A 13,760-nucleotide genomic window follows, 5' to 3' on the forward strand; every position below is an offset into this window, starting at 1 on the left:
GATAAAATGTGGTATGTGGGAGGAGCGGATAAAATGTTTGGCAGGTATAGTAGAATAATAAGAACATCAAGGGATAACGGGAATATATGGCGTATATTTACTGATCTTTTAAGTACCATATTGTTATTTATATTATTATTTTTTATCTATACTAATGCTGTAAAACATGCGGAATTGGATTTGCAGCAGAAACAATTAAAAAATCTCAGACTGCAGGTGGAAAAAGTAATAGGAGTAAGGCAAAGTATCATTGAGGATATAAGAAAATCTTTTCAAAATGCCGGGTTGGATATCAATATAGATAAGAATACAGGGGATATTGTGTTTAGCAGTGATGTACTTTTTGAATTCAATAAGGCTGATATAAGACCGGAATTTAAATCCAATCTGGACAAATTTATACCTCAATATGTTAATGTGCTTACTTCCCCTAAGTATATAAGTTCAGTTTCGGAAATAGTTATTGAAGGACATACCGATAATATAGGAGATTATAATTACAATATGGACCTGTCACAGAAAAGGGCAAACAGCATAGTAAACTATATATTAAATAATAACTTTAAAAATTTAGACAGCTATAGTAAAGAGAACCTAAAAAATATTATTACTGCAAATGGAAGATCCAAAAGTCAGCTTATTAAAAATTCTGATGGAAGTGTAAATCAGGAAAAATCAAGAAGAGTAATATTCAAGTTTAGATTAAAAGATGAAGAGTCTATTAAACAAATAGACAGTATTCTTTCAAAATAATTTTTAGCTGTTTCACAGGTAAGAGGTGAACATTAAATGAAAAAAGATGTGGAAATAGTATTGAAAAACTTAATTGAAGAGTACGGCATGGAGCTTTGCAGCAACAAAATAAAGTTGATGGGGCTTTTAATGGATCTGTGCAGCCAGTATGAGAGAGAAGTTAGAATTTTAATTAAGGTTTTAGATACAAATATTATATCTGAAATTTTAAAGGGCACTAAAAAAGAAATAAATGAATATGAGCATAACCAATTAGTGAATAACTTAGAGTTGACAAGAGAAGATGCTCTATGGGCTTTAGAGACCTGGTTTAAATCCATAAATTTTAAATACCCAAATATTGAAAAAGATGATGGTGTATTGGAATTGAAAAAAAATGAGAAAATTAAATCAGGAGCAACTACAAGAATAAAGTATGTTCTTATCTGTTTTATTATTGGAATAATTGTTTTATATGCGGGAATTTTTTTTATCCCCAATCAGGTTAAAGATGAACATTTATCAATAAGTACAGGAGATTATATTGAATTTGGAAAATATAATGGCAGTCCTATATTATGGAGGGTAATAAATAAAGATGTAAATGGATATATGCTTTTTTCGGAAAAAATAATCTGTTTTAAAGCTTTTGATGCCAGTGGAGATAAAACAGATGGCAGAGGAGATGAGGATAGGATAGGTTTTGGAAGTAACTATTGGGAGAAATCCAATTTAAGACAGTGGCTTAATTCTTATGATAGAGAAGTGAACTACAGCACTCAATTACCAGATAAGAATCATGTATCCCATAATTCTTATGATAAACAACCAGGGTTTCTGTATAATTTTACATATAAAGAGAGAAATAGTATAAAACAAGTAACCCACAAGTGTATACTGGCTCGTATAGATAAGGATGCAATGGATGGAGGTACAGAATTGTATGAATATAATATAGAAATTGCAGATTGTATAGCAAATTATGATTCCAGTTATTATGAAAATGTTACAGATAAAGTTTTTTTACTTTCAACAGAGGAAGTGAAAAATTTTGTCTATGATAGAACATGGGAGTATAAAAAAAGCTCCACAGAAGATAACAGTATTTCCTGGTACTGGTTACGCATTCCTTCTGCAGATTATTCTGATATTATACGGGCAGTAGGAGAAGGTGGTATATATGGTGATAATGCAAATGATGGTACAGGTGGGGTGGCACCTGCTTTATATTTAAAAAGTGAAGTAACTCCAATTAATGGTGAGGGAACTAAAGATAGCCCTTATAGGGTTATGAAGTAATCTCTAAATATTTATTTTATGTTTTTAATGGCGATCTTGCCATTATTTTTGTATTGAGTTGTACTATTTCTTAAAGTACAATTTTTGTATATAATTTAAATATTTTTTAATAATTGGAGGTTTTTTAGTGAAGATAAAGAAATTATTAGTATTTTTAATCACATTTACTATGACTGCAGCACCTGTTACATTTAGTACTAAGGCTACTTCCTCTATTTCAAGACGAGAGGCACAGGAGAGGGCTTATGAAATGGCTTATGTTACCTGGAAATATGATAAAAGTTTAAATGGTAATGTTACGGATTATATAGAATTGCCTGGATATTTAAAGGATAAAACTACTTCAGAGGAAGTAGGTATTCCCTATAATTATGGAGGCTCTGACAGCATCGGTAGGAGTTCTAATAGATTGTGGAGTAACTTTTTTGATGCCCTTACCAAAAGAGCTACTGCAGGCAATGTAAAATTTGAAGGTGGGTATAAAGGTGAAACTGCAGGTATAGATGCTGCAAGTTTTATCCAAGATTCTCTTAAGATTTCAGGTACAAAACTTACTACAAACAGCATAAGCAAATATTTAACTGCCATAGACTTCAACAGTTTGACAAATATGGATATACTTTTATCTAAGGGGAAACATGCAGCTTTTTTTCAATCCTGGGTTTACAATGACCTGGGAGAAGTAGTAGGAGCTACTACATTGGAGGCTACCATTGACAATGATGACAATACAGGTCAGAAAGTTAAGGAGTACTACAGGTCTAAAGATTATATAATGAATAATTTTAAGGCATATAGATATAGTTATATAAGTGATGACTATATAGAAGATAATGCACTGGAACCTAAACTGGAAGCTCCTTTATACGGACAAGCTATTGATAAAAACGGGAATGGTATTAATCTTAAATGGAATTTTGATAATGAGGATAATGGACAATATCAAACTTCTTATAGGATAAGGATCTATAGTGGAGATTTAAATAGTACTTCAGACTCATCAGGAATATTGGTTAAACAAGTTTATCAGGATTCTCAGGCTAAAGAAGCAAATGTATATTTTAGTGATATGCCAGAGGGAAGCTATTATTTTATTTTGGAAGTTAAAAGTAATAAGGGTTACTGGAGTAGTCCATTAGCAGCTCCTTTTGAATTTACAAGTGATACAAGTAAATTTCCTTCTAAAATAAATAGTGTGGCAAGGTATGGAGGAAGCAGCAGGTATGAAACCTCAAAGATAATAGCTGAAAATAAATTTAAAAATTTCAGTTTGGAAAATATAGTTATAACAAATGGAAATGATTTTGCAGATGGCCTGGCGGGAGTTACTTTGGCTAGAAAACTTAATTCTCCTCTACTTCTTGTAGACAATGAACCTTCAGATGAAGGAAGTCAAATTACATTGCAGTATATAATGAAAAATGTTGGGAGAGATGCTAAAATATATCTGCTGGGGGGAGAAGGGGTTTTAAGTAATTCTTATGTAGAATATCTAGAGAAAAATGGATATGCAAAAGAGAATATAGTAAGGATTGGCGGCTCTAACAGACTCGAGACTAGTGTTAATATTGCCAAAGAAATGGATATTTCAAAGAATAAACCTATTATAATAGCTAGTGATTCTTCCTTTGCAGATGCATTAAGTGTGTCATCTAAAGCAGCCTCAGATCGTGTACCTATTTTATTAACTTCAAAAGATGGATTAAGTGAGAAAGTTATAGAGTATATAAAAGATGTGAAACCTTCTAAGGTATATATATTGGGAGAAACCGGAGTTATTTCAAAAAGTGTAGAAGATAGTATTGGTGAAATTACTAATTTAGATAGTAATAAAATTATCAGGCTGGGTGGAGAAGATAGATATATAACCTGTGAAAAGATAAATAAATATTTTTATGGAAATCAGTGGACAAAAGTCTATTTGGCTAATGGGGAAGATTTTGCTGATTCATTAAGCGGAAGTGCAGCAGCTGCAGTAGATAGTGGAGCACCTCTAGTTCTTGTATCAGAGTATTCCTATGGTACAGCAGGAAAAACAATAAAAAATCTTACAAGAGATAAAAAAGTCACACTTAATGTATTAGGAGGAGATAAGCTAATAACAGAATATCTTATTTCCAAGATAAATAATGCTGCAGTTAGTGCAGAAGAATAAATATTAGAAGGGGTGGTGTAAACACCCCTTCTATATTTATTTTTATGTGGATAAAATTGATACAACATTCCATTATCATTGTAAATAATATAAAATTCACATTTTTATTCAATATTGTTATCACAATTATTAAGTATAATTGTCTAGAGAAAGATTAAGATAATTATTAAATTTATTTAATTCATTAGGTGGGATTTTACTTATGATGAAGATATTAAATAAGATATTTCTTTTGACTATGATTGTTATTATTATAGTATCAGCTACAATAGTGTTAGCTGAAGATAATACTAATTCAATAGAAAGAGATGAATCACAAGTGGAAAATATTAATAGTTTCAACAGAGTAACACTTCACGATGCTTGGGTAGCTTGGGAAAATAATGAGAAATTTCCTGTTGCATTTTTTGGAGATAGTACATTTGATGGCAATCAAACATCAGGATGGGTTAAAAATGAAATAGGACAAGATCATCAGCCACCTAATGCCTTTACAACATATTTACAAGATTTAATTAGAAAATATACAGGTTCTACTGTGGCTAGAATATATAATGCTGGATTTTCTGGACAAACTGCTGACTGGGGATATTCAAATATCAGTGATATTTTTTCAAGGGCTTATTCAGATGTGAAAATGATTGGTATAGGATTTGGTATTAATGACAGGCTTAATAAAACCTCAACTAAAGATTATAAGGAACAGTTCAAGAAAAACATAGAAAATATTATAATATGGTGTTTTAAAAATAATATACAACCATTTTTAATTACTACTCAGGCTACAGTAGAACCTGGAAGTATTGATAACTTAAATTATCCATATCGTACAAGTGAAAATATAAACTCTATAGCAAATACAGTAAAAAAAGAGTTATCCAAAAAGTATAATATTGAATTAATAGATATGAATTATTATACTTCAAAACTTCTGGCAAATAATGAAAGCGATACTTTGAAAGATATAATTAGTACCGATCATCTCCATTTTGTTGATAAGGGCCATAAATTTGAATCTGAAGTATTGTTTGCATACTTTAATCCAAGAGTAATTATATTAGATGGCAAGAAACAAATGAAATTAGATTTTACTTCACAGTACATAAAAAGTAATATATCAAGTGATAAGGTGTCATTGGAGGACAATCAGATTAATCTTTGGTATACAAATTATTTATTTAATAACTTTATTTATTGTGATAAAGAAGATATGTCTGATGTTTTACTTCAAGATTTTATAATTTTAAACTTGTCGAGTAATTTGAATTTATATAGTATACAGATTCAGATACCTGAAAATCCAGGGTACAGTTTACCTTCATCAGATATTCAAAAGCCATATGTTACATTTAATGATACAAATTATATTTTAAATGATACTTTTATAGATAGCTATTTCTCTCTGGCAAATATGTATAAATTATTTTTAGTTGATAAATTAAAATTTGGTTTGAATGAAATAAAACTATACTCTGGACAATTTAATAGAGTGGCAGCAGTTGGTTTTTACATCTCACAAGATTTTAAAAATTATACTTCTAAAATATCTATATCTCAAAATAATGGTACTGTTACAAAACAATTTTTAGCTCCATATAAATTACAAAATTATTTTGAACATAAAGTATTATTTAAACTTAAATTAGACACTAATATATCTGATTCAACAGATGTATTTATCCCTGTTGTAGATAGAATAAATTCAGGATTACTTTTAGGTATCAAAGATAATACAATAAAGTTATTTTCATACGATAGAAATAGCCCATCTCTGGATAATATTGAAAATTTAAATCAATTATTGTGTTGTGATATTGGCTCAAGTTCAAAGGAGCTAATGAAATCTACAGGATTATATGTTGAAATCAATGCCACCTATATTAAAGTATATACAGATTTGAAATCATCACCTGTATTATATTATGAAACTAATGGAAAGATTATCGGTTCGGGTATATTTGCCAATTTTATAAAAATACTTAATCAAAGTGATAATGAATATGCTATAGTCACTACTGATACGCTATATAATCAATAATAGAAAATTAAGGGGTATTAAATAGTTTTATTAATTCATAAGTCTATGAATTGATAAAATAACAAAATATTATTATAATATATATAAATGATATAAATATGAGGAGATAATAATGGGAGATATCAATTTAAAAAATTTGGATCTGCTGGCACTACTGCCTTGTCCTCTAAAAGTTCCTGTAGAAATTGCATTTGAAAATCATTTACATGATGGTGTGTGTAGTGAAAATAGTGTATTAAATTATATTATTGAGGGAAATGCAAATAAGCAGATTTCATATAATCAACAGGTGGAAGAATATACAGATATAGAGTCCATACCAGATATTACAATAACTTCGGGAATAAATAGTTTTTATTATAAAAGTTTCAGAGAAAATTTTGTTGAAAAAGGATATTTCTATGATGCATTAAGCCCCCGGGTTAATTCTATATTTTCAGACAGTGGTATAAAAGATTCTGAAGGCAATTATACCATAATAGCCTTAAATACATTGGTTATGGTAGCTGATATGAAAGCTTTAGGAGATATTAAATGTCCATGTACATGGAAGGAACTTTTAAGGCCTGAATTTGAAAAAAAAGTTGCTATAAGAGGATATAATGATTCATTTTGTGAGACAACTTTACTTACTATATTCAAACAGTGTGGATATGAAGGAATAGAGAAATTAGGTAGAACTGTGAAATATGGATGGCATCCATCCCAAATGGTAAAAATGGCTGGAAGCGGAAGAAACGGGGCACCTGCCGTAAGTGTCATGCCTTATTTTTTTACTAAAACCATGCAAAATAAAAAAGATGTAAAAATAATATGGCCTGAAGATGGAGCTATTGTAAGTCCTATTACAATGATGGTAAAAAAGTCCTGTAGAGAAAAACTAGCTAAAATTATAGATTTTTTTACAGGTGATAAATTAGGTGAAATATGTGCAGGGGCATTTTTACCTTCTTTAAATCCTGAGGCTTCCAATAAAATACCTAAGGGAGCTACTTTTAATTGGATAGGATGGGATTTTATAAAGGAAAGAGATATAGGTTCACTTATAAAAGAATTAAATAATATTTTTATTGAATCTCATAGAGGTAAACTATGAAGTTAATAACAGTTTCAGGACCCCCTTCCACAGGAAAAACATCTGTAATACTTAAAACCATAAATTCCATTAAACTTAAAAATTTAAAAGTTGGAGTAATTAAGTTTGACTGTCTTTCTACTTATGATAACGAGGTATATAGTGACAGGGGAGTTGAAGTAAAAGTAGGTGTTTCAGGGAATCTATGCCCTGATCATTATTTTGTGGCCAATATTGATGAGTGTATAAATTGGGGGCTAAATAAAGCTTTTGATATTTTAATAAGTGAAAGTGCAGGACTGTGCAATAGATGTTCTCCCTATATAAAAGAAGTACTTGCGGTTTGTGTCATTGATAATTTATCGGGAATTAATACACCTCAAAAAATAGGACCTATGCTTAAATATGCAGATATTATTGTAGTTACCAAGGGAGAAATTGTATCTCAAGCTGAACGGGAAGTTTTCACATTTCGTATAAGACAGTGTAATTCTAAAGCCGTTATACTACATGTAAATGGAATAACCGGTCAGGGAAGTAATGAACTTGGAGAGCTTTTCATTAAAGCCCGCCATATTGAAAACATAGAACATAAAAAATTAAGGTTTACCATGCCCTCTGCATTATGTTCCTATTGTCTTGGGGAAACTGAAATTGGTAGTGACTTTCAACTTGGAAATGTTAAGAAAATGGAGTTATCCGAATGAGCAAACTCCACCTGAACCTCTGAATCACTTGAGAAATATGATTAAGAACATTTAAAGGAGTTGTGTTTGTTGTCAGATAAAAAAGTTATAGAAAATGACGATAAATCTACTGTTAATAAAATAACTGTTATTGGAGGGTATGATAAACAGGGTAAACCTGAAAATATAACACTGGATTTAAATGTGGGACAGATTATATCTATAGTAGGACCTACAGGTTCAGGAAAAAGTCGTCTGCTGGCGGATATAGAATATATGGCTCAAAAGGATACACCTACAGGCAGACAAATACTTATAAATGATAAAGTACCGGATATATCAAATCGCTTTTCTTCAGAAGGAAAATTGGTGGCACAGCTTTCTCAAAACATGAATTTTGTAATGGATGTTACAGTAGGTGAATTTTTGACTATGCATTCAAAGTGCAGGAAAAATTATGGTTCAGAAGAGATAGTGGATAGTATAATTAAAAAAGCCAATGAACTTTCAGGGGAAAAATTTTCTTATTATACTCCTTTAACTGCTTTAAGTGGAGGACAGTCCAGGGCTCTCATGATTGCAGATACTGCCTATTTAAGTACATCTCCTATAGTTTTGATTGATGAAATAGAAAATGCGGGTATAGACAGAAAAAAGGCACTGGATGCTCTAATTAAAAAAGAAAAAATAGTACTTATGGCCACCCATGATCCAATTTTAATACTTATGTCAATTAAGCGCATAATTATCAAAAATGGAGGAATAAGTAAAGTGATTTTTACAAGTCCTGAAGAAAAAAAAGTTCTTGAAAGTTTACAATCTATGGACAATAAAATATCATCATTGAGAAATTTATTGAGAAATGGTGATATTGTAGAGTCTATATCTTCATAATCAATTAACTTTTGCCTTTGATATACATAAAAAACTTTTCAAGAATGGAGAATATATCTTCTATATCCCAGCAGTATTCGGCAAGTACCCAGGGAATAGCGGCATCTTCAGGAGAAATAACATTATCGGTAAATAAATTTACTGATGTGGCAGGAGGTCTTAAAGAAATATCATATAAATTTGAAAGTGAAATAGATAAATTTAATATATAAACAGCATTCCTAACATAAAAAATTGATTTGGTGTATAAACTATAATATAGTTTAAAGAATAAGGTTTAAGCTAAAATAGTTGGAGGCTGAATATGATATCCTATAAGTATATAAATTTAAAAAAAGATTTAATCTTAATATTTATAATGGGCAGTATTTATATGATCCTAGAAGGCTTATGGCATGGATGGACACATATATCTATGCTGGTAGTAGGAGGTATATCGGCTTTCTTTATTGGGAAATTAAACGAAGGGCATGGCTTTTCTAATCGTAGGATGTGGGAACAATGTTTAATAGGCACCCTTATAATTTTAGTATTGGAATTTGTTTCAGGGGTCATTTTAAACATATGGCTTCAGTTTGAAATATGGGATTATTCTAATATCTGGGGAAATATTTTGGGACAGATATGTATTCCTTATGCTGTAATATGGTTTTTACTGGTCCCATTTAACATATATGTTGATGATTACTTAAGATATAAGTTTTTTGGAGAAAAAAAGCCAGAGAAACTTATAACAAATTACAAACGCTTATTTTTATATAAATAATAAAATTTGTAACTATTTATGAAAGCGTTGTATACAATATATAGAAAGCAATTTAAACTTAATCAGAATACAAAGTATGTTTTATACTTGTGATAAACTTTTAGATGAAAATGGAGTGCTGTGGGACTATTCTTTAAAGTGGTTTACAGCGCTCCACTTTTATATTAAAAAATCAGCAAAAAAATTTTTTAATATAAATAAAATTAGTGTCTCTTCTACAGTAGTTTTTATAAATTTAGTATTGACATAATAAAACATAATTAATATAATAAGCATATAATTGATTATTATAAATATTTAAAAAATAAATTGGCTGAAACTTAATACAGTATATTCTTATCAAGAGCGGCGGAGGGATAGGCCCTATGAAGTCCGACAACCGACATTTTGTGCATCGGTGTCAATTCCTACAGAGTGTGTTAATACTCTGAAAGATAAGAAAAGTAGAAATCTTATAAAATTGTTTTGTTAATAGAGGCTATTTTTCTTATATAGGAATTATAGTCTTTTTTTGTTAGCTAGAAAATACTTTTGTAGAAAATGTTATAGAGCATAGAAGATTCACTTTAAAATGGTTGACTAGGAAACTAGAGGCTATATTTTTCTTATTGGAGAATATAGCCTCTTTTTGAAAAGTATGGCTTCTTTTATTTTTAAAGTTTCTATATGGATTATATGGTGATTTCCAATATATTTAATTTATGAATTAGAGTGTTAAATACATTAACAAAGAAGGAGATGAAAGTATTATGGGATATAATATTGCAGTTGCTTCAACAGATGGAGTCAACATTGATAAACATTTTGGAGCTTCAAATTCTTTTTTCATAATAAAAGTAAATGATGATGGAACCTATGAGAATTTAGGAGAAAGATTAGTTGAGAAAAATCAAAGGAATAGTGTGAATTGTAGTTTATGTTCATCTAAACATTCTTGTGGTAACATTAATCCCAAGATTCAAAGAAAAATAGAAGCTATTTCTGATTGCAGATGCCTGTTATGTAGTAGATGCGGACCTAGTTCAGAAAAGCAATTGGGGAAAAATAACATTTCTGTATTTGGTATTAATATGAAACTTGATGAGGCGTTAAAAACGATAATAAGATATTACAAGAGAAGTGATGAACATAAATTATTGAAAGGTATAAAAAAACAGAAAATAAATTCTTTTCAAGGAAGAAGGTATTAAATAGGGAGTGATTACATGGGCAGATTTTCTACAAAGTTAACTGAATTGGTGGGAAATACACCATTATTACAGTTGACTGACTATAACAAAGAAAAAAAATAAGGGGTAATTTAATTGCAAAACTAGAATATTTTAATCCTCTAAGTTCAGTTAAAGATCGTATTGCTCTAGCTATGATAGAAGATGTTGAAGAAAAGGGATTAATAAATAAAGATACTGTAATTATTGAGCCTATAAGTGGTAATACAGGAATTGGCCTAGCGTTTGTAGCTGCTGCAAAGAGATATCATATTATCATAACCATGCCTGAAAGTATGAGTGATGAACGTAAAAAGCCATTGAAAGCATTAAATGTTGAACTAATACTAACACCCGCAAAAGATGGAATGAAAGGTGCAATAAGAAGGGCAGAAGAACTTTCTTTTCAAATTGAAAATTCATTTCAACCTCAGCAATAGGGACAATTACAGGGGTTAGTGAAGGATTAAAAGAAAAAAATCCTAATATAAAGATAATCGCAGTAGAGCCATATGATTCGCCAGTTTTATCTGGAGGAGTACCTGGTCCCCACAAATTGCAAAACGTCTAGAATTTAAAGGAAAAAATGTGGTAGTTCTATTGCCTGATACAGGAGAGAGATATCTGTCTACAGATCTCTTTGATAGAATGGATAAAATACAATTTTAAATTATAAAATATTAGTCAGCCAGATGGCAGATTGGAGGAAAGATGAGCAAGTTTGTTGACAGACCACGATACTCATGTGCACTAGGAGGTGTACTGTCTACATTAAGAGCTATTCCTAGAGCAATACCCATCATACATACAGCTTCAAGGTTGTGGCTATAATTTACACAATGCAACTAATTCTGGTTCAGCTTATCTAGGAGGAGGTTATTGTGGAGCAACATCCCTGCCTAGTACAAATGTGACGGAAAGGGATATTGTTTTTGGTGGAGAAAAAAGATTAAAGGAACAAATAGAAAGTACATTAGAGATAGAAGAAAGATTGAAAGCTGGTATTGCCTTTGGAGGAACGTGCGCCAATTTAAAAGATTGCTTGAATAAAGCATGTTTGAATAATGCAAATCGCAGTTTTTCTCAAACTTATGGATGCCAACATGGATTAAGTCTTGGAATTTTAAATACATTATGGCTGAGTACTAATCTGGATGAATCAGATGTAATAAGTGGAGGAGAAAAAAAGTTGAGAGATACAATTATATATGCTGATAAGGAATTCAGGCCAGAAGTGATTATTGCAGTAAGTGGATGTGTTCCGGCATTAATTGGAGATGATATAGATGGAATAATCTCTGATTTGCAATCAGAAGTTGCCGCTGCTTTAATGCCTGTTACTTGTGAAGGATTTAAAACAAAAGTAATGGCTACGGCATATGATGCAGCTTATAATGGTATAATGAAAAAACTTTTAAAGAATGTAATCAGGGAAGAAAATTTAGTTGAAGATGATTTTGAAGAAATAAAAAGAAAATATTTACTTACCAGACATGTTAATATTTTTAATGTGGGCTCTATGAGTAGAGCTGATGAACTTGAACTAGAAAGGTTGTTAAATGCCATAGGGTTAACTGTAACTTTTCTGCCTTGTTACTCTGCACCAAAAGATTTTGCATATTCTTTGGAAAATTCTTTAAATGTAAGCATATGTGGAACACATGATGATTATTATATTAAATATGTAGAACAAGAGTATGGAATTCCTTTTATAATTGATACAATCCCAATTGGAAGAAAGAATACGGCACGTTGGGTTTTAAAAATTGTAGAGCACTTTAATCTAGAAAAAGAAGCAGAAGCTTTTCTGAAAAAAGAAGATGAATTGCTTAATGAAAGTCTTAAACCATATAGAAAAAAGCTTAAAGGTAAAAGGATGCATTTAGGAGGAGGGGCTATCAGAATAGTTGCTACTGCAGAAGTATTACAGGATTTGGGAATGGAGATTGTAGGATTTAAAGGACATCATATAGATAAATTCATAGAACCAACCTTTGAGGCCCTGGAGAATATAGATGATGTTGTATTTAATGTAGCAACTCAACAACCTTTTGAATAGGTAAATGTTGTAAATAAATTAAAGCCAGATGTAATTGTAATTCATAGTGGAATTAATAATATTACTGCTAAACAAGGCTTACCTATATTGCCTCTGTTTGGACCCACCAATATTTATATGGGATATACAGGTGTATTTGAAATTGCCTGTAGACTCAGTAGAAAAATCAAAAACAATCAATTCAATAAGAATATTTCAAAAAATAGATCACTTCCTTATAAAAAAGAATGGTATGATAAGGAGCCGTTTACTTATATAAAAGAAGATTAAAAAATGGAAAGCATAGTAAAGTAAATTGAAAAGAAAATTTTCAATAAGAAAAAATAGTGCAAAAAATATGGGGGATTGCAATAAAAATACCCCTATAGGTATACATTCATATAGTGAAAAATTTTAATGTAATTAGGATTTTCTTTTCAATTGCTGTTTTTTATTTTTTAGTTTTGAATTTAAATCCAAACATTTTCTATAGGAATAGTAAGAAAAGCTCATTCCAAGAAGTTCTGCTGATATTAAAATTGATATTAATTGTATCAGGGATATAGTATTATTATAAGCTAAATAATAGTAAAAGGATGGCATATAGGAAATAGCTCCTATTATTATAAATACTGATATAAATGCCAGTTTTACATCTTTTTGTTTTATGGCAAATATATATATGAAAACAGACATAGAAATTGTTCCAATAGCTCCCCCAATTATGGAAGATATAATTAATATAGTTATAGTTTCACTGTTTATGTTTACAGCGGTTACTTGAACCATACCTACAAATAATCCTATAAACATGGATATTGACAAATTAAATAAAAAATCTTTTAAATTTCCTTTCATGTTTAGTTCAC

General features: G+C 30.3%; 13 protein-coding genes, 1 pseudogene and 1 riboswitch. Of the genes and pseudogenes, 13 read left to right on the forward strand and 1 reads right to left on the reverse strand.

Annotated features, from left to right (window positions below):
- Window positions 1-33 precede the first annotated feature (33 nt).
- From CKL_RS02535 to CKL_RS20570, 13 genes and pseudogenes are all read left to right on the forward strand, one after another.
- Window positions 34-753, forward strand: a complete 720-nt coding sequence (locus CKL_RS02535) for an OmpA family protein (protein ID WP_070104652.1) — start codon at window positions 34-36, stop codon at window positions 751-753.
- A gap of 36 nt (window positions 754-789) precedes the next feature.
- On the forward strand, window positions 790-2,031 hold the full coding sequence (locus CKL_RS02540) for a DUF6273 domain-containing protein (protein WP_011989087.1): 1,242 nt from the start codon (window positions 790-792) through the stop codon (window positions 2,029-2,031).
- Window positions 2,032-2,158: 127 nt separating this feature from the next.
- On the forward strand, window positions 2,159-4,186 hold the full coding sequence (locus CKL_RS02545) for a cell wall-binding repeat-containing protein (RefSeq protein ID WP_011989088.1): 2,028 nt from the start codon (window positions 2,159-2,161) through the stop codon (window positions 4,184-4,186).
- Between the two features lie 202 nt (window positions 4,187-4,388).
- Window positions 4,389-6,224, forward strand: a complete 1,836-nt coding sequence (locus CKL_RS02550) for an SGNH/GDSL hydrolase family protein (protein WP_011989089.1) — start codon at window positions 4,389-4,391, stop codon at window positions 6,222-6,224.
- A gap of 112 nt (window positions 6,225-6,336) precedes the next feature.
- A complete protein-coding gene (locus CKL_RS02555; RefSeq protein WP_011989090.1) occupies window positions 6,337-7,320 on the forward strand; it encodes an ABC transporter substrate-binding protein in 984 nt (327 codons plus the stop codon).
- Window positions 7,317-8,006 (forward strand): GTP-binding protein, encoded by a 690-nt coding sequence (locus CKL_RS02560; RefSeq protein ID WP_011989091.1) that lies wholly within the window; start codon window positions 7,317-7,319, stop codon window positions 8,004-8,006. Before CKL_RS02555 ends, CKL_RS02560 begins: the two co-directional genes overlap by 4 nt.
- A gap of 66 nt (window positions 8,007-8,072) precedes the next feature.
- Window positions 8,073-8,879, forward strand: coding sequence for an ATP-binding cassette domain-containing protein (locus CKL_RS02565; RefSeq protein ID WP_011989092.1), 807 nt, complete (start codon window positions 8,073-8,075; stop codon window positions 8,877-8,879).
- Between the two features lie 44 nt (window positions 8,880-8,923).
- Window positions 8,924-9,091, forward strand: coding sequence for a hypothetical protein (locus tag CKL_RS20565; RefSeq protein ID WP_172634746.1), 168 nt, complete (start codon window positions 8,924-8,926; stop codon window positions 9,089-9,091).
- A gap of 92 nt (window positions 9,092-9,183) precedes the next feature.
- A complete protein-coding gene (locus tag CKL_RS02575; RefSeq protein WP_011989093.1) occupies window positions 9,184-9,645 on the forward strand; it encodes a putative ABC transporter permease in 462 nt (153 codons plus the stop codon).
- Window positions 9,646-9,978: 333 nt separating this feature from the next.
- Window positions 9,979-10,086, forward strand: a riboswitch (SAM riboswitch).
- Between the two features lie 308 nt (window positions 10,087-10,394).
- Window positions 10,395-10,835 (forward strand): NifB/NifX family molybdenum-iron cluster-binding protein, encoded by a 441-nt coding sequence (locus tag CKL_RS02580; protein WP_011989094.1) that lies wholly within the window; start codon window positions 10,395-10,397, stop codon window positions 10,833-10,835.
- Between the two features lie 15 nt (window positions 10,836-10,850).
- Window positions 10,851-11,522 (forward strand): annotated as a pseudogene (locus tag CKL_RS19655) (PLP-dependent cysteine synthase family protein).
- Window positions 11,523-11,763: 241 nt separating this feature from the next.
- A complete protein-coding gene (locus tag CKL_RS02590; RefSeq protein ID WP_011989096.1) occupies window positions 11,764-12,912 on the forward strand; it encodes a nitrogenase component 1 in 1,149 nt (382 codons plus the stop codon).
- A gap of 117 nt (window positions 12,913-13,029) precedes the next feature.
- A complete protein-coding gene (locus CKL_RS20570; protein WP_155814014.1) occupies window positions 13,030-13,182 on the forward strand; it encodes a hypothetical protein in 153 nt (50 codons plus the stop codon).
- A 132-nt stretch (window positions 13,183-13,314) separates the two neighbouring features.
- On the opposite strand, the gene CKL_RS02600 is transcribed toward CKL_RS20570, so the two are convergent.
- On the reverse strand, window positions 13,315-13,749 hold the full coding sequence (locus tag CKL_RS02600; RefSeq protein WP_011989097.1) for a hypothetical protein: 435 nt from the start codon (window positions 13,747-13,749) through the stop codon (window positions 13,315-13,317).
- Between the last annotated feature and the right edge of the window lie 11 nt (window positions 13,750-13,760).

This window comes from Clostridium kluyveri DSM 555 (assembly GCF_000016505.1).
Classification (GTDB): domain Bacteria; phylum Bacillota; class Clostridia; order Clostridiales; family Clostridiaceae; genus Clostridium_B; species Clostridium_B kluyveri.

What these genes read in the sequence shown, in the direction of transcription:
- CKL_RS02555 (WP_011989090.1), top strand. Translation starts at nt 6,337, where the DNA reads ATGGGAGATATCAATTTAAAAAATTTGGATCTGCTGGCACTACTGCCT.
- CKL_RS02580 (WP_011989094.1), top strand. Translation starts at nt 10,395, where the DNA reads ATGGGATATAATATTGCAGTTGCTTCAACAGATGGAGTCAACATTGAT.
- CKL_RS02540 (WP_011989087.1), top strand. Translation starts at nt 790, where the DNA reads ATGAAAAAAGATGTGGAAATAGTATTGAAAAACTTAATTGAAGAGTAC.
- CKL_RS02535 (WP_070104652.1), top strand. Translation starts at nt 34, where the DNA reads ATGTTTGGCAGGTATAGTAGAATAATAAGAACATCAAGGGATAACGGG.
- CKL_RS02575 (WP_011989093.1), top strand. Translation starts at nt 9,184, where the DNA reads ATGATATCCTATAAGTATATAAATTTAAAAAAAGATTTAATCTTAATA.
- CKL_RS02600 (WP_011989097.1), bottom strand. Translation starts at nt 13,749, where the DNA reads ATGAAAGGAAATTTAAAAGATTTTTTATTTAATTTGTCAATATCCATG.
- CKL_RS20570 (WP_155814014.1), top strand. Translation starts at nt 13,030, where the DNA reads ATGGGATATACAGGTGTATTTGAAATTGCCTGTAGACTCAGTAGAAAA.
- CKL_RS02560 (WP_011989091.1), top strand. Translation starts at nt 7,317, where the DNA reads ATGAAGTTAATAACAGTTTCAGGACCCCCTTCCACAGGAAAAACATCT.
- CKL_RS20565 (WP_172634746.1), top strand. Translation starts at nt 8,924, where the DNA reads ATGGAGAATATATCTTCTATATCCCAGCAGTATTCGGCAAGTACCCAG.
- CKL_RS02550 (WP_011989089.1), top strand. Translation starts at nt 4,389, where the DNA reads ATGATGAAGATATTAAATAAGATATTTCTTTTGACTATGATTGTTATT.